The sequence below is a fragment of the Rahnella sp. Larv3_ips genome, from assembly GCF_003697865.1.
GTDB lineage: Bacteria > Pseudomonadota > Gammaproteobacteria > Enterobacterales > Enterobacteriaceae > Rahnella > Rahnella rivi.
Window position 1 is genome coordinate 1,121,836 of sequence record NZ_MJIB01000021.1, and the last position, 22,873, is coordinate 1,144,708.

General features: G+C 53.6%; 19 protein-coding genes. 17 read left to right on the forward strand and 2 right to left on the reverse strand.

Annotated features, from left to right (window positions below):
- Positions 1-13 precede the first annotated feature (13 nt).
- The 3 genes from ED901_RS24770 to ED901_RS24780 all read left to right on the forward strand — a co-directional run bounded on the left by ED901_RS24770 (position 14) and on the right by ED901_RS24780 (position 3,140).
- Positions 14-508, forward strand: a complete 495-nt coding sequence (locus ED901_RS24770; protein WP_056782224.1) for a YfbU family protein — start codon at positions 14-16, stop codon at positions 506-508.
- Between the two features lie 27 nt (positions 509-535).
- Positions 536-1,189: a sugar phosphatase gene (locus ED901_RS24775; protein ID WP_122097544.1), complete on the forward strand. Its 654-nt coding sequence runs from the start codon at positions 536-538 to the stop codon at positions 1,187-1,189.
- Positions 1,190-1,307: 118 nt separating this feature from the next.
- Positions 1,308-3,140: an SLC13 family permease gene (locus ED901_RS24780; RefSeq protein WP_072158211.1), complete on the forward strand. Its 1,833-nt coding sequence runs from the start codon at positions 1,308-1,310 to the stop codon at positions 3,138-3,140.
- Between the two features lie 27 nt (positions 3,141-3,167).
- Here ED901_RS24780 and yfbR read toward each other — a convergent pair whose 3' ends face one another.
- Together yfbR and ED901_RS24790 are read right to left on the reverse strand one after the other, a co-directional pair.
- The gene (yfbR, locus tag ED901_RS24785) at positions 3,168-3,767 is read right to left on the reverse strand and encodes a 5'-deoxynucleotidase (protein WP_056782229.1); all 600 of its coding nucleotides are present in this window, start codon (positions 3,765-3,767) and stop codon (positions 3,168-3,170) included.
- 111 nt (positions 3,768-3,878) lie between these two features.
- On the reverse strand, positions 3,879-5,093 hold the full coding sequence (locus ED901_RS24790) for a pyridoxal phosphate-dependent aminotransferase (protein WP_122097545.1): 1,215 nt from the start codon (positions 5,091-5,093) through the stop codon (positions 3,879-3,881).
- Positions 5,094-6,076: 983 nt separating this feature from the next.
- On the opposite strand from ED901_RS24790, the gene lrhA reads away from it, so the two are divergent.
- The 14 genes from lrhA to nuoN all read left to right on the forward strand — a co-directional run bounded on the left by lrhA (position 6,077) and on the right by nuoN (position 22,867).
- Positions 6,077-7,021, forward strand: a complete 945-nt coding sequence (gene lrhA, locus ED901_RS24795; RefSeq protein ID WP_056782235.1) for a transcriptional regulator LrhA — start codon at positions 6,077-6,079, stop codon at positions 7,019-7,021.
- A gap of 704 nt (positions 7,022-7,725) precedes the next feature.
- Positions 7,726-8,169, forward strand: coding sequence for an NADH-quinone oxidoreductase subunit A (locus ED901_RS24800; RefSeq protein WP_072158212.1), 444 nt, complete (start codon positions 7,726-7,728; stop codon positions 8,167-8,169).
- Between the two features lie 22 nt (positions 8,170-8,191).
- Complete coding sequence (locus tag ED901_RS24805; RefSeq protein ID WP_056782240.1) at positions 8,192-8,866, forward strand: NADH-quinone oxidoreductase subunit B family protein; 675 nt, start codon at positions 8,192-8,194, stop codon at positions 8,864-8,866.
- Positions 8,867-8,954: 88 nt separating this feature from the next.
- Positions 8,955-10,754 carry an NADH-quinone oxidoreductase subunit C/D gene (gene nuoC, locus ED901_RS24810; RefSeq protein ID WP_122097546.1) on the forward strand — a complete coding sequence of 600 codons (1,800 nt, stop codon included), beginning with the start codon at positions 8,955-8,957 and terminating at the stop codon, positions 10,752-10,754.
- A 2-nt stretch (positions 10,755-10,756) separates the two neighbouring features.
- A complete protein-coding gene (nuoE, locus tag ED901_RS24815) occupies positions 10,757-11,293 on the forward strand; it encodes an NADH-quinone oxidoreductase subunit NuoE (RefSeq protein ID WP_238485086.1) in 537 nt (178 codons plus the stop codon).
- Positions 11,290-12,660: an NADH-quinone oxidoreductase subunit NuoF gene (gene nuoF / locus ED901_RS24820; RefSeq protein ID WP_122097547.1), complete on the forward strand. Its 1,371-nt coding sequence runs from the start codon at positions 11,290-11,292 to the stop codon at positions 12,658-12,660. Before nuoE ends, nuoF begins: the two co-directional genes overlap by 4 nt.
- 143 nt (positions 12,661-12,803) lie before the next feature.
- Entirely contained in the window at positions 12,804-15,530 is a 2,727-nt protein-coding gene (gene nuoG / locus ED901_RS24825; protein ID WP_122097608.1) for an NADH-quinone oxidoreductase subunit NuoG, read from the forward strand.
- A complete protein-coding gene (gene nuoH / locus ED901_RS24830; protein WP_056782249.1) occupies positions 15,527-16,504 on the forward strand; it encodes an NADH-quinone oxidoreductase subunit NuoH in 978 nt (325 codons plus the stop codon). Before nuoG ends, nuoH begins: the two co-directional genes overlap by 4 nt.
- A gap of 14 nt (positions 16,505-16,518) precedes the next feature.
- Positions 16,519-17,061, forward strand: coding sequence for an NADH-quinone oxidoreductase subunit NuoI (nuoI, locus tag ED901_RS24835; protein ID WP_056782251.1), 543 nt, complete (start codon positions 16,519-16,521; stop codon positions 17,059-17,061).
- A gap of 12 nt (positions 17,062-17,073) precedes the next feature.
- A complete protein-coding gene (gene nuoJ / locus ED901_RS24840) occupies positions 17,074-17,631 on the forward strand; it encodes an NADH-quinone oxidoreductase subunit J (protein ID WP_122097548.1) in 558 nt (185 codons plus the stop codon).
- The gene (gene nuoK / locus ED901_RS24845) at positions 17,628-17,930 is read left to right on the forward strand and encodes an NADH-quinone oxidoreductase subunit NuoK (RefSeq protein ID WP_056782255.1); all 303 of its coding nucleotides are present in this window, start codon (positions 17,628-17,630) and stop codon (positions 17,928-17,930) included. Before nuoJ ends, nuoK begins: the two co-directional genes overlap by 4 nt.
- Complete coding sequence (nuoL, locus tag ED901_RS24850) at positions 17,927-19,774, forward strand: NADH-quinone oxidoreductase subunit L (RefSeq protein WP_122097549.1); 1,848 nt, start codon at positions 17,927-17,929, stop codon at positions 19,772-19,774. Before nuoK ends, nuoL begins: the two co-directional genes overlap by 4 nt.
- Positions 19,775-19,870: 96 nt before the next feature.
- The gene (gene nuoM, locus ED901_RS24855) at positions 19,871-21,400 is read left to right on the forward strand and encodes an NADH-quinone oxidoreductase subunit M (protein WP_122097550.1); all 1,530 of its coding nucleotides are present in this window, start codon (positions 19,871-19,873) and stop codon (positions 21,398-21,400) included.
- Between the two features lie 6 nt (positions 21,401-21,406).
- Positions 21,407-22,867 (forward strand): NADH-quinone oxidoreductase subunit NuoN, encoded by a 1,461-nt coding sequence (gene nuoN / locus ED901_RS24860; protein WP_056782262.1) that lies wholly within the window; start codon positions 21,407-21,409, stop codon positions 22,865-22,867.
- Positions 22,868-22,873 lie beyond the last annotated feature (6 nt).

The window sequence follows — 22,873 nt, forward strand, 5'->3', positions numbered from 1 at the left end:
GAGGATTTTCACGATGGAAATGACTAACGCGCAACGCCTGATCTTGTCGAATCAATACAAAATGATGACCATGCTTGATCCCGATAACGCGGAACGCTACCGCCGTTTGCAAACGGTGATCGAACGCGGCTTCGGTTTGCAAATGCGTGAGCTAGACAGAGATTTCGGTGAGTTACCGGAAGAAACCTGTCGCACAGTGATTAACATTATGGAAATGCACCATGCGATGCAGGTGTCATGGACCAATCTGAAAGACACCCAGGGTCTGGATCGCCGTCGTATAGATTTCCTTGGCTTCGATGCGGCCACCGAATCCCGCTATTTAAGCTATGTGCGCTTTATGGTGAACACCGAAGGGCGTTACACTGACTTCGACGCCGGGACTCACGGGTTTAACTCGCAGACCAAAATGTGGGATAAATACCAGCGTATGCTGGCGGTCTGGCAATCATGCCCGCGTCAGTATCATCTGAGCGCTGTAGAGATAGCGCAAATTATTAATGCCTGACTGGAATTAACTAAAGAGGAATTGCCTGTGGAGTGTAAAGGTTTCTTGTTCGACCTTGATGGAACGTTAGTGGATTCATTACCGGCAGTTGAGCGTGCATGGGTTAACTGGGCGCTCAGTTGGGGAGTCAGCCCGCAGGATGTTCTGGCCTTTATTCATGGCAAACAGGCGATCACCTCTTTACGTCATTTTATGCAAGGTGAAACAGAAGAGACGATTCAGCAAGAGTTTCTGAAGCTGGAAAAAATCGAAGCCACCGACACCGAAGGCGTCTCGGCGCTGCCGGGTGCACATTTACTGCTGAGCGAACTCAACCGTCAAAATATTCCGTGGGCCATTGTGACCTCCGGTTCTATGCCTGTCGCCAGTGCGCGCCATGCGGCAGCACATTTGCCTGCCCCGGAAGTGTTCATCACTGCGGAACAGGTTAAGCATGGCAAACCGCAGCCGGATGCCTATTTGCTGGGTGCAGAACGTTTAGGTCTGGCGCCGGAAGAGTGTGTTGTGGTGGAAGATGCCGCTGCAGGCGTAATGGCAGGGCTTGCCGCCGGATGTAAAGTGATCGCTGTGAATGCACCGGACGATACGCCGGGGATCGAAAATGTAGATTTTGAGCTGACGACGCTGGAAGTTCTGCTGGTGGAAAGCAACGAGCAGGGCGTGACGGTAAGTTTGCGCTAAGCCTGAAAAAAGCACAGTTTCGACATTTTACTTGATATAGACCTCGCTCCGGCGGGGTTTTTTTATGCCATTCTTACCACGTTCCTGCCTCTCAATCTTAACGCAAAGGGAGTGTGTTTTGACCGGTGAATTAATCTGGGTTGTGGTACTGCTGCTGGCCGCGATGGTGTTGTTTGCGCGCAATACGCTGCGCATGGACATTGTCGCTTTGCTGGTCATCATTGCTTTTGTGATGAGCGGTACGCTCACCCTCAATGAAGCTCTGGCCGGATTTAGCGATCCGAACGTGATTTTGATCGCCGCCTTGTTTGTGGTGGGCCACGGTCTGGTGAGGACCGGCGTGGCGTATCAGGTGGGTGACTGGCTGATGAAAGTGGCCGGTCAGAGTGAAACCCGGATGCTGATTTTACTGATGCTGACGGTCGCCGGCCTTGGTGCTTTTATGAGTTCGACCGGCGTGGTGGCGATTTTCATTCCGGTTGTGATCAGTGTTTCCGCGCGCATGAAAACCTCACCGGCGCGGCTGATGATGCCCCTCAGTTTTGCCGGGCTTATCAGCGGCATGATGACGCTGGTTGCCACGCCGCCAAATATGGTGGTGAACAGCGAGTTGCTGCGTGAAGGATTCGACGGTTTTGGCTTCTTCGGCGTCACGCCGGTGGGGCTGGTGGTGCTGATCATGGGGGTCGGGTACATGCTGATTGCCCGCCGCTGGTTGTCAGCGCAGGACACCTCGCAGGATAAACAACACTGGAAACGCCGGACTTTCCGGGACTTGATCCGCGATTATCAGTTAAACGGTCGTGCGCGCAGGATGACGATCCGCCCCGGCTCACCGCTGGTTGGCCGTACACTGGACGATCTTCACCTGCGCTCCCGCTACGGTGCGAATGTGGTGGGTATTGAGCGCTGGCGTAAGTTCCGCCGGGTGATGGTCAGCGCCACGGGGAGCACCGGGCTGTGCGCGCGAGACGTACTGCTGCTGGACATGACCGATCCTGACATCTCAGTCAGACAAATGTGTGCCGATGAAATGCTTGAACCGATGGTGCTGCGCGGTGAATATTTTTCTGAACAGTCCCGCGACGTCGGAATGGCAGAAGTCTCTTTAATTCCTGATTCCGAATTATTGGGTAAAACCCTGCGCGAAGTCGCTTTCCGTTCTGCTTACGGGTTGAACGTGGTAGGGATCCGCCGTCAGGGGGAGGCGCTGCCGGGTAAACTGGTGGATGAGGAACTCCAGCTGGGTGACATGTTACTGGTGATAGGGGACTGGAAGCTGATCCGACAGCTTCAGCAGCAGATGCACGATTTTATTGTCCTCAGTCTGCCCGCCGAGGTGGATGAAGTCGCCCCCGCGCTCAGTCAGGCACCGCACGCGCTGTTTTGCCTGGCGCTCATGGTCGCACTGATGCTGACCGACGATGTGCCGAACGCCATTGCGGCCATTATTGCCTGTCTGCTGATGGGTAAATTCCGTTGCATCACCATGGACGGCGCGTACAAAGCGATTCACTGGCCGAGCTTGCTGCTGATTATCGGGATGATGCCGTTTGCGCTGGCGCTGCAAAAAACAGGCGGCGTGGCGTTGATCGTCGAAGGCCTGATGAAGGTCAGCGGGGGATATGGGCCGTACATGATGCTGCTGAGTTTGTTTGTTCTCTGCGCGAGTATCGGGCTGTTTATTTCCAATACCGCCACAGCGGTGTTAATGGCACCGATTGCCATCGCGGCGGCCCATCAGATGGGCGTGTCGCCGTACCCTTTCACAATGATTATCGCGATAGCCGCCTCGGCAGCGTTTATGACGCCAGTATCATCCCCGGTGAATACGCTGGTGATGGTGCCGGGGAATTACCGCTTCGGCGACTTTCTGCGTATCGGCGTGCCGTTCACCTTGCTGGTGATGGTCGTCAGCGTATTTCTGGTGCCGGTTCTCTTTCCGTTCTGACCCTGGCCGCGCTGTATTTGGCTGCCGTCAGAGCGGAGAATCGAGGCTGATTTCATCCAGTGACAGGCTGAAGCTCGGCACAAAGATTTCCATAAAGTAATCCATCTCCGGGCTTTTACGATTCGCCAGCGTTTTTTCCAGACGCGCTTTAGCCAGGGTGAATTCGTTATTGCCCGCCGAGAGCTCCTCGAGACATTTCAGATAGGCGCATAACGCATCTGCTTGTTTAACCGTCAGTTTTTCGTCTTCGCTGTAATAATGTTCATCGATCAGCGGACGAAAATCTTCCTGCAAATCCTCCGGCAGCATCTCAATCAGTTTTTGCTGGGCGATTTTCTCGATTTTTTTGTACTCGTGGGCGATTTGCGGATTGTAATACTTGATGGGCGTAGGCATGTCGCCGGTCAGCACTTCGCTGGCATCGTGATACATGGCGAGCAGGGCAACGCGTTCTACATTCAGGTTGCCATCAAATTTGCGGTTTTTAATCACGGCCAACGCGTGAGCCACGAAGGCGACCTGCAAACTGTGTTCCGACACATTTTCGGTACGCACGTTGCGCATCAGCGGCCAGCGGCTAATCAGTTTCAGGCGGGAAAGGTGGGCGAAGAAATGGCTCTGATTCATGGCACTCTCATTAATAACGGCAAATGAGTATCCATTGTGCGGAGTGTGGCGGAAATCGGCAAGTGTGATCAGAAAGATAAAACAGGGCGCAGAAATCTGCGCCCGCAGGGATTACTGGCGGTAAGTTTCGAGGAACCGGCCCAGTTTGCTGATCGCCATTTCCAGCTCATCAACGCGTGGCAGCGTCACGATACGGACGTGGTCCGGATACGGCCAGTTGAATGCTGACCCCTGAACCAGCAGGACTTTTTGCTGCAACAGCAAATCCAGCACCAGTTTCTGATCGTCATGAATGTTAAAACGCTTGGCATCAATACGCGGGAACATATACAGCGCACCTTTCGGTTTCACGCATGATACGCCGGGGATCTGATTGATCAGTTCCCACGCGCTGTCGCGCTGCTGCACCAGACGGCCGCCCGGTTGAATGAATTCATTAATGCTCTGGTAACCGCCGAGAGCCGTCTGAATAGCATGCTGCATCGGAACGTTGGCACAAAGACGCATCGAGGCCAGCATTTCCAGCCCTTCAATGTAGCCTTTGGCATGTTTCTTCGGTCCGTTGAGTACCATCCAACCCTGGCGGAAACCGGCCACACGGTAGGTTTTAGACAGCCCGTTGAACGTCACGGTCAGCAGATCTGGCGCCAGCGAGGCAATGGAAATGTGCTGGGCTTCGTCATACAAAATCTTGTCGTAAATCTCATCGGCAAAGATGATCAGATTGTGTTCGCGGGCGATATCCACAATCTGCATCAGCAACTCTTTGCTGTATACCGCGCCGGTCGGGTTGTTCGGGTTGATGATCACAATACCGCGGGTGCGCGGGGTGATTTTGTCGCGAATATCGGCGATATCCGGGAACCAGTCAGCGCCTTCATCACACATGTAATGCACCGCATTCCCGCCAGAAAGCGACACCGCCGCCGTCCATAACGGGTAATCCGGTGCAGGCACCAGCATTTCATCACCGGTATTCAGTAACGCCTGCATCGACTGAACAATCAGTTCCGACACGCCGTTACCGATATAAATGTCTTCCACCGTCATGTCACGCATGTCGCGCGCCTGATAGTGCTGCATGATGGCTTTACGTGCTGAGAACAGACCTTTGGAGTCACAGTACCCTTGCGCTGTAGGCAGGTTGCGAATGACGTCGAGCAGAATTTCATCAGGTGCATCAAAACCGAAAGGCGCGGGGTTGCCGATGTTCAGTTTGAGGACTTTGTTACCTTCTTCTTCCAGACGTTTTGCTTCTTTGAGCACCGGGCCGCGAATGTCGTAGCAGACGTTGTCCAGTTTGCGGGATTTTTCAATCGGGGACATGTAAATGTGAGCCTTTTGCAGTAAAGCCTGTTCTTCCCTGGCGTTAATCGCCGTAGAACAGTGCGAAGCGGACAATTTACTCCCCCAAAGAGTGCATGAGAAGGGCTGCGCACCCTTTTGGTGTAAAACAGCAGGAAAAACGCAGGGGGTGGGGGTTTCTGGTCATGTTGTGGATTTTGGTTGGTTTAATCATTTGCGTAAAGAGCAATGTATAGTTTTATATTTTACCAATGCGGGTTTTTTAATCTAAAAATTCCCTGTTTTGACTGTCTGACAGTGTTAAAGCCATCCTTTTGTTTCCGCAGTTTTGCAGACAACATCATTAAAACTTACCTAACCTCGACAAAATCTGAAAAAAAATAGCAGGAATTCTCCGTGCTGCGGCGCGGGGGCAAGGTGAATTAGTTTTATTTATCTAATGATTAATAATAACTGCTGGATGAATGATCATAAGAAAATTTTGGAGCAGACACTATTCCCATGGGTTTTACGAGGGCACCCTTTACGTATATTTAATAAAAGCAGCACAAATAATAACGGGCGATCATGAAATTATCTTAATGCCCGCTAAACTGATTTTTTAGTCATGAGTTTGATATCTGCGTGAGCTAATGAATTTGTTGAATTATATTGTCTTACAACTTATCTGAACGGTAAGTTTAACTTATGTATCCGGCTTGCTGACAGGCTTCAACCTCAGGTATCGACAGGAAAAGCGCAAAGAAAATAGGTGAGTGGAGCAGGCGAAAATGGTTTATTCTTATTAATTAAGCCTGGCTAATCATTTAACTTTTGTGTGGAGATTTTTCACGGCATCTGAGGAGATGAAAACCGCTTCTATGAAATTTTTCAGGCACAAATATTTCTCAATTTTGCTTATCTAATGAGTGAGTACCTGACATATCTGGTATTCTGCGGATGCTGATACTTTGACGCAGCATCAGGGTAGCTTGTTATTAGATTCTATAAAGCGAAGAAAAACTATGACAAATGCAAATCGTCCAATCCTCAATCTCGATCTTGACCTGTTGAGGACATTTGTAGCTGTTGCGGATTTGAATACGTTCGCTGCAGCTGCTGCTGCTGTGTGTCGTACTCAGTCGGCAGTCAGTCAACAAATGCAACGTCTTGAACAACTCGTTGGAAAAGAACTGTTTGCCAGGCACGGACGCAATAAATTATTAACTGAACACGGCATTCAGTTATTGGGGTATGCACGCAAAATTCTTCGTTTTAACGATGAAGCCTGCACCTCTTTGATGTACAGCAATGTTCAGGGCGGAATTACCATCGGCGCATCCGATGATACCGCCGATACCATTTTGCCTTTTCTGCTCAGTCGCGTGACGTCTGTGTACCCGAAACTGTCAATCGATGTACGGGTAAAACGCAGTCCGTTTATGTTATCGATGCTGGAAAGTGAAGAGATCGATCTGGCTATCACTACGATGACGGGCACAGAACATCCTCATATTATTCTGCGGACGTCACCTACGCTCTGGTACTGCGCGGCGGATTTCGCGTATCCATCCGGTGACAGTGTGCCGCTCGTGGTACTTGATGAGCCAAGCCCGTACCGCCAGATGGCGACAGAATACCTGAATCAGGCCGGTATTCCGTGGCGTATCGCTTACGTGGCATCGACATTGTCGGCTATTCGCGCCGCCGTTCGCGCCGGGTTGGGCGTGACCGCAAGACCTATTGAAATGATGAGCCCTGAACTGCGCGTTCTGGGTGAACAGGATGGTCTGCCGCGTCTGCCTGACACGCAATATGTACTGTATAAAAATGCCAACTGTAACAATGAACTGGCGATGGCCATTTTCAACGCGGTTGAACAGGGCAATGATCCTTATTCTCTCAGCGCTTATGGTCCCCGACCTGTAGTGGATGACGATCATGAACTGCTGGCTGATTCAAAAAGTTAAGATTATCGCCTCTTTTTACCTCCCGCCCGGATACTGCAGGGCGGGGGTAAAGGCCTCTACTCCTTTCGGGTAGTAAAATCTCTATTTTTGGGTGTTTTATTTAAAATTTCACGCCAAACTTGTTTTTTCCTCTCTTAATGCTGCTTGTTCCCCGTCCTGACTGTTTCTGGTCTTCATTATCACCCTACTAAATCACGCAAAAATAGGCTTTTTTTTCGCGTGGAAAAATCAGTAATTTTTTCTCGCCATTGACTTGTTGTTTTCTGTTATTCAACAAAACTTGTTAAAAGTGCGGCTTTTTTTCTGTCGAAATTGACAGAACTCTGACCTGGATCAAAAAAATAACCCTAATAAGAGAGTGGAAGCGTTGTCTATTCCTGCGACAATAGCAAAGCAACAAAGATGTCATAACTCCCGTCACAGGCTCATGCTCTATCACCCTTTTTAACTGACACGATTTAGCTTAAGTGTTGTCGCATGTAATGTTAATTAAATGATAAGCATGTAAACTAATGTGGAGATACTTTTGTCAAAGTTGACAAAAGGTTATAGAAAAGGGTAAAAAGCCCACAACAAATCACTGGCTTAATCCTTTGTTGAGTCGTGAACTGTGTGGTTATTAATCCTTCCCTTGAATCGATGTGGTGCGCAAACTGCCGATCCCATAGAGCAGATGCCAAAGCGCCACTTTTGATGAGTAAGCAATGAGTATGTCAACAGCCACTGAAGTCATCGCTCAACACTGGGCGTTCGCCGTTTATCTTATCGTCGCAATGGGGCTTTGCTGCCTGATGTTACTGGGCGCCGCGTTCCTCGGCGGGAGAGCCAGAGCGCGTTACAAAAATACCCCTTATGAGTCTGGTATCGCATCCGTGGGCTCAGCCCGCCTGCGTCTCTCCGCCAAATTCTATCTGGTCGCGATGTTTTTCGTTATTTTCGACGTTGAAGCCTTGTATCTCTATGCATGGTCAACTTCTATCCGTGAAAGCGGCTGGACCGGTTTCGTCGAAGCCACCATTTTCATTTTGGTACTGCTGGCTGGTTTGTTTTATCTGGTGCGGATTGGCGCGCTGGACTGGACACCAACACGTTCGAAAGGACCTGTTAAACCAAGCCCGGCGATTAATACCAACAGTCACCCTCAGTAGTAAGTCATAGCGAGGCAATAAGATGGACTATACGCTCACCCGCGTAGACCCGGACGGTGAGAACGACCGTTACCCCCTGCAGAATCAGGAGGTGGTCGGCGATCCACTTCAGGAGCAGGTAAAACGCAGCGTTTTCATGGGAAACCTTCAGGAATCACTGCACGGCATGGTGAACTGGGGACGCAAAAACTCCCTCTGGCCGTACAACTTCGGCCTTTCCTGCTGCTACGTAGAAATGGTGACGTCATTCACTGCGGTGCATGACGTCGCGCGTTTTGGTGCAGAAGTTCTGCGTGCATCGCCGCGTCAGGCCGACTTCATGGTCGTGGCAGGCACCTGCTTCACCAAAATGGCCCCGGTGATCCAACGTTTGTATGACCAGATGCTCGAGCCGAAATGGGTGATTTCGATGGGTGCCTGTGCGAACTCCGGCGGTATGTACGATATTTATTCCGTCGTGCAGGGTGTGGATAAATTCCTGCCTGTCGATGTGTATATCCCGGGGTGCCCGCCGCGTCCTGAGGCTTACATGCAGGCGCTGTTGCTGCTGCAGGAATCTATCGGTAAAGAACGCCGCCCATTGTCATGGGTCGTCGGCGATCAGGGTGTTTACCGCGCGAATATGCAGTCTGAAAAAGAGCGTAAACGTGCTGAACGCATAGCCGTGACAAATCTGCGTTCGCCGGACGAGATTTAACACTGCGATCTGAGAGTCAACCCTGAGGGGTGGTGTATGCATATCCCCCTTACGGCATAAATGACCATTTAGTGTGGTGAAAAAAATTATGACAGATTTGACGACGCAAAATACCGCCCTGCCAGCATGGCATACCCGTGATCATCTTGATGATCCGGTTATTGGCGAGTTGCGTAACCGTTTTGGGCCTGAGGCCTTTACTGTTCAGCCGACCCGTACCGGAATTCCCGTGGTGTGGTTCAAGCGTGAACAGGTACTGGAAGCGATTACCTTTCTACGAAAACAGCCAAAACCTTATGTCATGCTGTTCGACTTGCATGGCGTTGATGAGCGTTTACGTACTCACCGCGACGGTTTACCGGCCGCGGATTTTTCCGTTTTCTATCACCTGATCTCCGTCGAGCGTAACCGCGACATCATGATCAAGGTGGCGTTAGCGGAAAACGATCTCCATGTTCCGACCTTGACCAAGGTGTTCCCGAACGCCAACTGGTACGAGCGTGAAACCTGGGAAATGTTTGGTATTACCTTCGATGGCCACCCGCACCTGACGCGCATCATGATGCCGCAGACCTGGGAAGGGCACCCGTTGCGTAAAGATTATCCGGCGCGTGCCACCGAGTTCGATCCTTATGAGCTGACCAAGCAAAAAGAAGAGCTCGAGATGGAAGCGCTGACCTTCAAGCCGGAAGACTGGGGCATGAAGCGTGGCACCGAAAATGAGGACTTTATGTTCCTTAACCTCGGTCCAAACCACCCGTCATCACACGGTGCGTTCCGCATCATCCTGCAGCTTGATGGCGAAGAGATTGTCGACTGTGTACCGGATGTCGGTTACCACCACCGTGGTGCTGAAAAAATGGGCGAGCGCCAGTCATGGCACAGCTACATTCCGTACACGGACCGTATTGAATATCTCGGCGGTTGCGTTAACGAAATGCCTTACGTGCTGGCCGTTGAAAAACTTGCCGGTATCGTCACGCCGGATCGCGTCAACACCATTCGCGTGATGCTGTCTGAACTGTTCCGCATCAACAGCCACCTGCTGTACATCTCTACGTTTATTCAGGACGTGGGCGCGATGACGCCAGTGTTCTTCGCTTTTACCGATCGTCAGAAAATCTACGATCTGGTGGAAGCGATCACTGGTTTCCGTATGCACCCGGCCTGGTTCCGGATCGGTGGCGTTGCGCATGATCTGCCGAAAGGCTGGGATCGTCTGCTGCGTGAATTCCTTGACTGGATGCCAGCACGACTGGATTCCTACGTCAAAGCGGCGCTGAAAAACACGATTCTGATTGGCCGTTCCAAAGGCGTAGCTGCGTACAACGCGGCTGACGCGTTGGCGTGGGGCACCACCGGCGCTGGCCTGCGTGCCACCGGCATCGACTTCGACGTGCGTAAATGGCGTCCGTATTCCGGTTACGAAAACTTTGACTTTGAAGTGCCGGTCGGCGACGGCGTCAGCGACTGCTATTCCCGTGTAATGCTGAAAGTGGAAGAGCTTCGCCAAAGCCTGCGCATTCTGGAACAGTGCTACAAAAACATGCCTGAAGGCCCGTTCAAGGCGGATCATCCGCTGACCACGCCGCCACCGAAAGAGCGCACCCTGCAACACATCGAAACCCTGATCACGCACTTCCTGCAAGTGTCGTGGGGGCCGATCATGCCTGCGCAAGAATCTTTCCAGATGGTCGAAGCGACCAAAGGGATCAACAGCTACTACCTGACCAGTGACGGCAGCACCATGAGCTACCGCACACGTGTCCGTACGCCAAGCTTCCCGCATTTGCAGCAGATCCCGTCCGTAATCCGTGGCAGCCTGGTATCCGACCTGATCGTGTATCTGGGCAGTATCGATTTTGTAATGTCAGATGTGGACCGCTAACGATGACAGATATCAATAAAAACTCAGAGGTTCAGTTCATCAACGTCAGCGAGCCGGTGATCACGCCGGTGTTTGAGCTGAGCGATGCTGAACGCGAAGCGATTGAACACGAGAAACATCACTACGAAGATGCCCGCGCGGCTTCTATCGAAGCGTTGAAGATCGTGCAAAAAGCGCGTGGCTGGGTGCCAGACGGCGCTATCTACGCGATCTCCGATGTTCTGGGCATTCCGGCCAGTGACGTTGAAGGTGTGGCGACGTTTTACAGCCAGATCTTCCGCCAGCCGGTTGGCCGCCATGTGATCCGTTACTGTGACAGCGTGGTGTGCCACATCACCGGTTATCAGGGGATCCAGGCTGCGCTGGAACAACAGTTGCACATTAAGCCGGGCGAAACGACGCAAGACGGTCGCTTTACTCTGCTGCCGACCTGTTGTCTCGGTAACTGTGACAAAGGCCCGTCGATGATGATCGACGAGGACACGCACAGCCGCCTGACACCAGAAGCCATCGGCCAGCTACTGGAGCGCTATGTATGACAATCAACGGTTATACGCCAAGACATATTGAACGCACGCCGGAAATGCATCCGCTGACATGGCGTATGCGTGACGATGAGCAGCCGGTCTGGTTCGACGAATACCGCAGCAAAAACGGTTACGTCGGCGCAGAAAAGGCGCTCAAAAGCATGGCGCAGGAAGAGATCGTCAACCTGGTAAAAGACGCTGGCCTGAAAGGGCGCGGCGGGGCAGGTTTCTCCACCGGTTTGAAGTGGAGCCTGATGCCAAAAGACGAAAGCATGAACATCCGCTATCTGCTGTGTAACGCCGATGAGATGGAACCCGGTACTTACAAAGACCGCATGCTGATGGAACAAATGCCACACCTGCTGGTGGAAGGCATGTTGATTTCCGCGTTTGCGCTGAAATCTTACCGTGGCTACATCTTCCTGCGTGGCGAATATATTGAAGCCGCCGTGAACCTGCGTCGCGCGATTGCTGAAGCCACTGAAGCGGGTCTGCTGGGTAAAAATATCCTCGGTACCGGTTTTGATTTCGAACTGATCGTGCATACCGGTGCGGGCCGCTACATCTGCGGTGAAGAGACTGCACTGATTAACTCGCTGGAAGGCCGCCGCGCTAACCCGCGTTCCAAACCACCTTTCCCGGCCTCTGCCGGTGCATGGGGTAAACCGACCTGTGTGAACAACGTCGAAACCCTGTGTAACGTGCCTGCCATTCTTGAGCACGGCGTGGATTGGTACAAAGGGATGTCTGCGGGCAAGAGCGAAGATGCAGGCACCAAACTGATGGGCTTCTCCGGTCGGGTGAAAAATCCGGGCGTCTGGGAACTGCCGTTTGGTACGACTGCACGTGAAATTCTTGAAGATTATGCCGGTGGTATGCGTGATGGCCTGAAATTCAAAGCCTGGCAACCGGGCGGCGCAGGGACTGACTTCCTGACGGCCGATCACCTGGATCTGCCTATGGATTTCGCCAGCATCGGTAAAGCCGGTAGCCGTCTGGGTACTGCGTTGGCGATGGCAGTCGATCATGAAATTGGCATGGTTCCGCTGGTTCGAAATCTGGAAGAGTTCTTCGCCCGTGAATCTTGTGGCTGGTGTACGCCGTGCCGCGACGGTTTGCCATGGAGTGTGAAGATCCTGCGCGCGCTGGAACGTGGTGAAGGGCAGCCGGGAGACATTGAAACTCTCGAACAGCTCTGCCGCCAGCTTGGTCCGGGCAAAACCTTCTGCGCACACGCGCCGGGTGCCGTGGAGCCATTACAGAGTGCGATTAAATATTTCCGGGAAGAGTTTGAGGCGGGCATCGCCAAACAGCATTACAGCAACGCGCGGGCGATTGGCGGTATTCAGCCAAACAATCTGCTGAAACAGCGCTGGTAGTGAAGGCAACAGGCAGCGGACGTGAGCCCGCTGTGCGCGAAATCCCAATACAAGGGACGCGCTGTCGAGTGATAGACGCCAACCCGGCAAGAATTTTTGATTAACGCCCGCCGTCAGGTGGGCCACGTGGAAGCATGCTGACTATGGCTACGATTCATGTAGACGGCAAAGAATACGATGTAGACGGAGCGGACAACCTGTTACAGGCTTGCCTCTCTCTCGGCCTCGATATTCCTTATTTTTGCTGGCATCCGGCGCTGGGAAGCGTCGGCGCTTGCCGCCAATGTGCGGTTAAGCAATACCAAAACGCGGAAGACACGCGCGGTCGTCTGGTGATGTCATGTATGACACCAGCGTCTGATGGCACCTTCATTTCCATCGACGACGGCGAAGCGAAAGAGTTTCGCGAGAGCGTTGTGGAATGGTTGATGACCAACCATCCGCACGACTGTCCGGTGTGTGAGGAGGGCGGTAACTGTCACCTGCAGGATATGACAGTCATGACCGGCCACAGTATGCGCCGTTACCGTTTCACCAAGCGTACCCATAACAATCAGGATCTCGGCCCGTTCATCTCTCACGAAATGAACCGCTGTATCGCCTGTTATCGCTGTGTCCGTTACTACAAGGATTACGCTGACGGCACAGACCTAGGTGTATATGGCGCGCACGACAACGTCTATTTCGGTCGTCCGGAAGATGGCCCGCTGGAAAGCGAGTTCTCCGGTAACCTGGTAGAAGTGTGTCCGACCGGCGTATTCACCGATAAAACGCACTCCGAACGCTATAACCGTAAATGGGACATGCAGTTTGCGCCAAGCATCTGTCAGCAATGTTCTGTTGGCTGTAACACCAGCCCGGGTGAGCGTTATGGCGAACTGCGTCGTATCGAAAACCGTTATAACGGTACCGTAAACCACTACTTCCTCTGCGACCGTGGCCGTTTCGGCTATGGCTACGTGAACCTGAAAGATCGTCCTAAGAAGCCATTACAACTGCGTGGCAACGACTGGATCGAACTGAACGCTGAACAGGCGATGCAGGGCGCGGCAGACATCATCCGTCAGGCGAAGAAAACCATCGGTATCGGTTCTCCACGCGCTAGCCTGGAAAGCAACTTTGCCCTGCGTGAACTGGTGGGAGCCGAAAACTTCTACACCGGGATCAACGCCGCAGAGCAGGGTCGTCTGCAACTGATGCTCAACGTTCTGCGCAACAGCGGTGTACATACGCCAGCATTGCGTGAAATCGAAGAGTACGATGCCGTACTGGTGCTGGGCGAAGATCTGACTCAGACCGGTGCCCGTATCGCTCTGTCTGTCCGTCAGGCCGTTAAAGGTAAAGCCCGTGCAATGGCCGCCGCTCAGCGTGTTGCTGACTGGCAGATTGCGGCGGTGCAAAACATCGGTCAGCACGCCAAACATCCGCTGTTTATTACCAACGTAGACAACACCAAACTCGACGATATCGCAGCGTACAATTACCGTGCGCCGGTCGATGAGCAGGCCCGTTTCGGCTTTGCAATCGCCCATGCGCTGGATAATTCAGCGCCAGCGGTCAGCGATCTGGCTGATGGTCTGAACAAAAAAATCGACGTGATCGTGCAGGCGCTGACTGGTGCCCGTAAGCCTCTGATCATTACCGGTTCTAACGCCGGTTCTGATGCGATCATTGAAGCGGCAGCGAACATCGCCAAAGCATTGAAAGTGGCGGGCAGTGATGTCGGAATCACTTTCGTGGCTTCTGCGGCAAACAGCATCGGCCTGTCCATGATTGGCGGCGGTACGCTGGATGATGCGCTTGAGTTGCTGGCCAGCGGCGGCGCAGACAGCGCCATTGTGATGGAAAATGACCTTTATCGTCAGGCTCCTGAAGCGAAGGTGGATGCGGCGCTTGCCAGTGTGCAAAACCTGGTGGTTGTTGACCATCAGCGCACGCGCATCATGGATAAAGCCAGTCTGATCCTGCCTGCGGCGAGTTTTGCCGAAAGCGACGGTACGCTGGTGAATCAGGAAGGCCGCGCTCAGCGCTTCTTCCAGGTCTACGATCCGGCTTACTACGACACCACCGTTTCCATGCTGGAAAGCTGGCGCTGGATGCACTCACTGCATTCAACCGTCAACAGCCGCCACGTTGACTGGACTCAGCTCGATCACGTGATCGAAGCCTGCGTCGAGGCATTGCCGCAGCTGAAAGGCATGGTCGAAGCTGCGCCAAATGCCAGCTTCCGCATTCGTGGTCAGAAACTGGCGCGTTCTCCGAACCGCTCCAGTGGCCGTACTGCGATGCGCGCGAACATCAGTGTGCACGAACCGCGTCAGCCGCAAGATAAAGACACCATGTTTGCCTTCTCAATGGAAGGGAACAACAGCCCGACAGCCAACCGCAATCAGGTACCTTTTGCCTGGGCACCTGGCTGGAACTCACCGCAAGCCTGGAACAAATTCCAGAGCGAAGTTGGCGGCAGTCTGCGCCACGGTGATCCGGGTGTGCGTCTCATCGAAGCGGGGGAGGGGAGTCTCGACTACTTCACCGCCATCCCTGCTGCATTCACCACCACAGTGGGTAACTGGCGTGTCGCGCCTTACTACCACCTGTTCGGCAGTGAAGAGATGACCCAGCGTTCTTCCGTCATTCAGCAACGTATGCCAGCACCTTATGTGATGGTTAACCCGGCCGATGCCGCGCAGCTAGGCGTGAATGCAGGTTCTCAGGTGGAATTCACCTGTGCCGGTCAGACACTGAAATTGCCGGTTCGCCTGAGTGAAACCCTGAATCAGGGTCAGCTTGGTTTACCGCTGGGCTTGCCGGGCATTCCGCCGATTCTGGTTGGCGCTACGGTTGAAAATCTGCGGGAGGCTGCACAATGAGCTGGTTTACACCTGTCGTAATCGACACGCTGATCGCCGTCCTGAAAGCTATCGTGATCCTGCTGATCGTCGTGACCTGCGGGGCTTTCATGAGCTTCGGCGAGCGTCGTCTGCTCGGTCTGTTCCAGAACCGCTACGGACCAAACCGTGTCGGCTGGGGCGGTTCCCTGCAGCTGGTTGCTGACATGATCAAGATGTTCTTCAAGGAAGACTGGGTACCTAAATTCACCGACAAAGCCATCTTTACGCTGGCCCCGATGATTGCGTTTACGTCCCTGCTGATCTCCTTTGCGATTGTTCCGGTCAGTCCGACCTGGTTCGCCGCAGATCTGAACATCGGTATTTTGTTCTTCCTGATGATGGCCGGTCTGACCGTCTATGCCGTGTTGTTCGCTGGCTGGTCCAGTAACAACAAATACTCGCTGCTGGGTGCGATGCGTGCGTCTGCCCAGACGCTGAGCTACGAAGTGTTCCTCGGTTTATCACTGATGGGCGTTGTGGCGCAGGCCGGTTCCTTCAATCTGCAGGACATCGTCATTTCTCAGTCGCACATGTGGAATATCATTCCTCAGTTCTTCGGTTTTGTGACCTTTGCCATCGCAGGTGTCGCTGTCTGTCACCGTCACCCGTTTGACCAGCCGGAAGCCGAGCAAGAACTGGCCGATGGTTACCACATTGAATATTCCGGTATGAAATTCGGTCTGTTCTTCGTGGGGGAATATATCGGTATCGTGACGGTTTCTGCGCTGATCGTGACCTTGTTCTTCGGTGGCTGGCAGGGTCCGTTCCTGTATCCGGTGATCTGGTTTGCACTGAAAACGGCGTTCTTCATGGTGATGTTCATTTTGATCCGTGCTGCTTTACCGCGTCCCCGCTACGACCAGGTGATGTCATTTGGCTGGAAAGTTTGCCTGCCATTGACCTTGCTTAATCTGCTGGCGACCGCTGCGGTCATCTTGTACAACGCGCAATAAGGGGTGATGAAACCATGACATTGAAAGACATAGTGGTCGGGTTCGGGACCCAGGTTCGCAGCTTGTGGATGATAGGCATGCATGCCTTCGCCAAGCGCGAAACCCAGATGTACCCGGAAGTGCCGGTCAATCCACCTCCGCGTTACCGTGGTCGTATCGTGCTGACGCGCGATCCCGACGGTGAAGAGCGCTGCGTTGCCTGTAACCTGTGTGCGGTAGCCTGTCCGGTAGGCTGTATTTCTCTGCAAAAAGCAGAGCATAAAGACGGTCGCTGGTACCCGGAGTTTTTCCGCATCAACTTCTCACGCTGCATTTTCTGCGGCCTGTGTGAAGAAGCGTGCCCGACAACAGCTATCCAGCTGACGCCGGACTTCGAAATGGGTGAATTCAAACGCCAGGATCTGGTGTACGAAAAAGAAGATTTGTTGATCTCTGGACCGGGTAAATATCCGGAATATAACTTCTACCGGATGTCCGGTATGGCCGTTGACGGCAAGCCGAAAGGCGATGCGGAAAACGAAGCCAAACCGATCAACGTCAAAGGTCTGTTGCCCTAAGGAGCCGCAAGCATGGAATTTGCATTTTATATTGCAGCCCTGGTGGCCGTGTTGGCGACATTGCGTGTTATCACGCACACCAACCCGGTACATGCACTGCTGTATCTGATCGTCTCTTTGCTGGCGATTGCTGCGGTGTTCTTCTCGCTCGGCGCGTACTTCGCCGGTGCGCTGGAGATCATTGTTTACGCCGGGGCCATCATGGTGCTGTTCGTGTTCGTGGTGATGATGCTGAACCTTGGCAACGTCCAGGAGCAGGAACGCGCATGGTTGCAACCTTCGACCTGGATCGGTCCTTCAATTCTGGCAGTTGTTCTGCTGGGCGTGATGATCGCATCAATTCTTGGTCTGCACGACCACGGCATCAAAGGCGAGATGGTTGACGCGAAAGCCGTCGGTATCGCGCTGTTTGGTCCTTACGTTCTGGCCGTGGAACTGGCGTCAATGCTGCTGCTGGCCGGTCTGGTCGTGGCGTTCCACATCGGTCGTGAACATAAAGCGGGTGAAGTCTTTGGTGACGCACCGGCCACGACGGAAATGGCGAAACGAAAAACGGAGGAGAGAGCATGATCCCTCTACAACATGGCCTGATCCTGGCCGCGATTCTCTTTGTGTTGGGGCTGACCGGGCTGATTGTCCGTCGTAACCTGCTGTTTATGCTGATCAGTCTGGAAGTGATGATCAACGCAGCGGCGCTGGCGTTCATTGTGGCTGGAAGCTATTGGGGTCAGGCAGACGGACAGGTGATGTACATCCTGGCGATCAGCCTGGCTGCGGCGGAGGCCAGTATTGGTCTGGCGTTGCTGCTGCAACTCTATCGCCGTCGCCACACTCTGAATATTGATACTGTCAGTGAGATGCGCGGATGAACTTATTATATTTAACAATTCTGTTCCCGCTGATTGGCTTCCTGTTACTGGCCTTCTCACGCGGTCGCTGGTCTGAAAATACGTCGGCTACCATTGGCGTGGGGTCGATTGGTCTGGCAGCGCTGACCACTGTCTACGTTGGCATCAACTTCCTTAGCCAGAAAGCGGCAGGCGTTGACGTCTTTAGTCAGACACTGTGGAACTGGATGCAGGTCGGCGATTTCAATATCTCCGCAACGCTGATCCTCGACGGGCTGTCAATGACCATGCTGTCTGTGGTCACCGGCGTCGGCTTCTTCATCCACATGTTCGCGTCCTGGTACATGCGTGGTGAAGAGGGTTACTCCCGCTTCTTCGCGTACACCAACCTGTTTATCGCCAGCATGGTCGTTTTGGTCCTGGCAGATAACCTGTTGCTGATGTACCTCGGCTGGGAAGGCGTGGGTCTTTGCAGCTACCTGTTGATCGGTTTCTACTACACCAACCCGGCCAACGGCGCGGCAGCGATGAAAGCGTTCATTGTGACCCGTGTCGGCGACGTGTTCCTGGCATTTGCGCTGTTCATTTTGTACCGCGAGCTGGGTACGCTGAATATCCGTGAACTGATGGTGCTGGCACCGCAGAAACTGGCGGTAGGCGACACGGCAATCACCTGGGCAACCCTGATGTTACTGGGTGGCGCAGTGGGTAAATCCGCACAGCTTCCGCTTCAGACCTGGCTGGCAGACGCCATGGCCGGTCCAACGCCGGTTTCCGCGCTTATCCACGCCGCAACCATGGTTACTGCCGGTGTTTACCTGATTGCACGTACCCACGGCCTGTTCCTGATGGCGCCTGAGGTTCTGCATCTGGTGGGCATTATTGGTGCGGTAACGCTGGTGCTGGCGGGTTTTGCCGCCCTGGTGCAAACCGACATCAAGCGCGTTCTTGCTTACTCGACCATGAGCCAGATTGGTTACATGTTCCTGGCGCTGGGCGTACAGGCGTGGGATGCAGCAATCTTCCACCTGATGACGCATGCGTTCTTCAAAGCACTCCTGTTCCTTTCTTCCGGTTCGGTCATTTTGGCCTGCCACCACGAGCAGAACATCTTCAAAATGGGTGGATTGCGTAAATCCATTCCGCTGGTGTATGTCTGCTTCCTGGTCGGCGGCGCGGCGTTGTCAGCCTTGCCAATCATCACCGCGGGCTTCTTCAGTAAAGATGAAATCCTTGCCGGTGCGCTGGCTAACGGTCATCTCAATCTGATGGTCGCGGGTCTGGTGGGTGCGTTTATGACCTCGCTGTACACCTTCCGCATGATCTTCATCGTCTTCCATGGCGAAGAAAAAATTAAGGCCCATGCGGGTAAAGGCATCACTCATCACCTGCCGCTGCTGGTGTTACTGGTTCTGTCCACCTTCATTGGCGCGATGATTGTTCCGCCTCTGAAAGGCGTTCTGCCGGAAACCACTGAGCTGGCGCATGGCAGCGTGCTGACCCTGGAAATCACGTCAGGCGTGATTGCGATTGCCGGTATTCTGCTGGCGGCGGCCCTTTATCTGGGTAAACGCTCGCTGGTAAACAGCATCGCGAAAAGCGCACCGGGTCGTTTCTTCACGACCTGGTGGTTCCACGCCTGGGGCTTCGACTGGCTGTACAACATGATTTTCGTGAAACCGTATTTGGCTATCGCGAAACTCCTGCAACGTGACCCGCTGAACTCGATGATGAATCTGCCTGCGATCTTTACCCGTCTGGGAAATCGCGGTCTGACGCTGAGCGAGAACGGTATGGTCCGCTGGTACGTCGCGTCAATGGGGCTGGGTGCAGTGGTTGTTCTTGCGCTGCTGCTGGTGATTTAAGCCTGTCTTACGGGTGTGATTATCAATGCCGGTTTGTCTGTCTGACGGCCGGCAAGTGAAATAGCCTACGGGCATAAAAGAAGGGAACGACACGCCATGCTATTACCTTGGCTAATATTTATCCCCTTTATCGGCGGGCTGCTGTGCTGGCAGACTGAGCGCTTTGGGAGCAAAGTACCGCGCTGGATCGCGTTGATTGCGATGGGGCTGACGCTGGCTCTTTCCGTGCAATTGTGGTTGCAGGGAGGATACTCATTAACATCACCTGCGGGTATTCCACAGTGGCAATCCGAATTCTCGGTGCCGTGGATCCCTCGTTTTGGTATCAGCTTCCATCTGGCGCTGGACGGTTTGTCCTTGCTGATGGTCGTGCTGACCGGTTTGCTCGGCGTACTGGCGATCCTCTGTTCGTGGCGTGAAATCCAGAAGTATCAGGGTTTCTTCCACCTGAACCTGTTGTGGATCCTCGGCGGCGTAATTGGCGTGTTCCTCGCCATCGACTTGTTCCTGTTCTTCTTCTTCTGGGAAATGATGTTGGTGCCGATGTACTTCCTGATTGCTCTGTGGGGTCACAAAGCGTCAGACGGTAAAACGCGTATCAGCGCAGCAACCAAGTTCTTCATCTACACGCAGTCCAGCGGTCTGGTGATGTTGATTGCCATCCTCGGTCTGGTGTTTGTGCATTACAACGCCACCGGCGTGTGGACATTCAACTACGCCGACTTGCTGAAAACACCTATGTCGAACGGTGTTGAATATCTGCTGATGCTCGGCTTCTTTATCGCGTTTGCGGTGAAAATGCCTGTGGTGCCGTTGCATGGCTGGTTGCCAGATGCGCACAGTCAGGCGCCAACCGCAGGTTCCGTTGACTTAGCCGGTATCTTGCTGAAAACCGCTGCCTACGGGATGTTGCGTTTCTGTCTGCCATTGTTCCCGAATGCATCACACGAGTTTGCCCCGATCGCCATGTGGCTGGGCGTGATTGGTATCTTCTACGGCGCATGGATGGCATTCGCGCAGACCGATATCAAGCGTCTGATTGCGTATACCTCTGTTTCGCACATGGGCTTCGTACTGATCGCTATCTACACCGGCAGCCAGCTGGCGTACCAGGGCGCAGTGATTCAGATGATTGCACACGGTCTGTCCGCAGCCGGTATGTTCATCATCTGTGGTCAGCTTTACGAACGTCTGCATACCCGCGATATGCGCCAGATGGGCGGATTGTGGGGCCGAATTAAATACCTGCCAGCGTTGTCGCTGTTCTTTGCAGTGGCGACCTTAGGGATGCCGGGTACCGGTAACTTCGTGGGCGAAATCATGATCCTGTTTGGCAGCTTCCCGGTTGTGCCGGTGATTACTGTCATCTCGACCTTCGGTCTGGTATTTGCCTCAGTGTATTCACTGGCGATGATGCAGCGCGCTTACTACGGTAAAGGAAAGTCTGACCAGCCGTTGCCGGGCATGACCGCACGCGAACTGTCGATCATTCTGTTACTGGTGGTATTGCTGGTGGCGCTGGGCTTCTTCCCGCAGCCCATTCTGGATACCTCAAGTGCAGCGATGACCAACATTCAGCACTGGTACGGGTCATCAGTTTCCACTATTTCAACGACAAGGCCGTAACTCGCCATGACATTTACACTTCAAAATCTGATCGCACTATTACCGCTGATGATCGTCGGATTGACGGTGGTGGTGGTGATGCTGTCCATTGCGTGGCGACGCGACCATTTTCTCAATGCCACACTGACAGTCATCGGGCTGAACGTTGCCTTACTTTCCCTCTACTATGTCGCGCAGGTCGGGCCACAGGACGTTACGCCGCTGCTGCGCGTTGACGGCTACTCGATGTTCTACATCGGGCTGGTGTTGCTGGCGAGTCTGGCAACCAGCACCTTTGCTTACCCATGGCTGGCCGGCTATCCGGACAACCGCGAAGAGTTCTATCTCTTAGTCCTCATCGCGGCAATGGGCGGCATTCTGCTGGCATGCTCAAACCATCTGGCGTCAATGTTCCTCGGAATCGAACTGATTTCGCTGCCATTGTTTGGCCTGATTGGTTACGCCTATCGTCAGAAACGCTCTCTCGAAGCGGCCATCAAATACATGCTGCTGTCGGCAGCTGCGTCCTCTTTCCTGCTGTTTGGTATGGCGCTGCTGTACGCACAGTCTGGCGATTTGTCCTTCGCGTCACTGGGCAAAAATCTGGGCGATGGCGTGATGCTGCACCAGCCGCTGTTGCTGGCTGGTCTGGGTATGATGATTGTCGGCCTGGGCTTCAAGCTGTCGCTGGTGCCTTTCCACCTGTGGACGCCGGATGTGTATCAGGGCGCGCCAGCACCGGTATCGACCTTCCTGGCAACCGCCAGCAAGATCGCTATCTTTGCGGTCGTGATGCGTTTGTTCCTCTACGCGCCGGTGGCTGACAGCGAAGCGATCCGCATCGTGCTGGGCATTATTGCCTTCTGCTCGATTCTGGTCGGTAACGTGATGGCCATCAGCCAGAGCAACATTAAACGTCTGCTCGGTTACTCCTCCATCGCCCACCTCGGTTATCTGCTGGTGGCGCTGATTGCAGTACAAACGCATCAGCTGTCGATGGAAACTGTCGGTGTTTATCTGGCTGGTTACCTGTTCAGCAGCCTCGGCGCGTTCGGTGTGGTCAGCCTGATGTCCAGCCCGTACAAAGGCCCGGATGCAGAATCACTGTTCTCCTACCGTGGTCTGTTCTGGCATAAGCCGATTCTGTCTGCGGTAATGACGGTGATGATGCTGTCACTGGCCGGTATCCCGATGACGCTGGGCTTTATCGGTAAGTTCTACGTGATTGCGACCGGTGTGACCGCGCATCTGTGGTGGCTGACCGGAGCCGTGGTGGTGGGGTCTGCGATTGGCCTTTACTACTATCTGCGCGTCACTGTCAGCCTGTATCTGAGTGCACCGGAAACACTGGTGCGTGATACCCCGAACAACTGGGCGCTGACGGCAGGTGGTGTGGTTGTGCTGATTTCCGCGATTCTGGTGTTGTTGCTGGGTATCTATCCGCAACCGCTGATTACGCTGGTACAGATGGCGCAACCTATGCTCTGACCGACA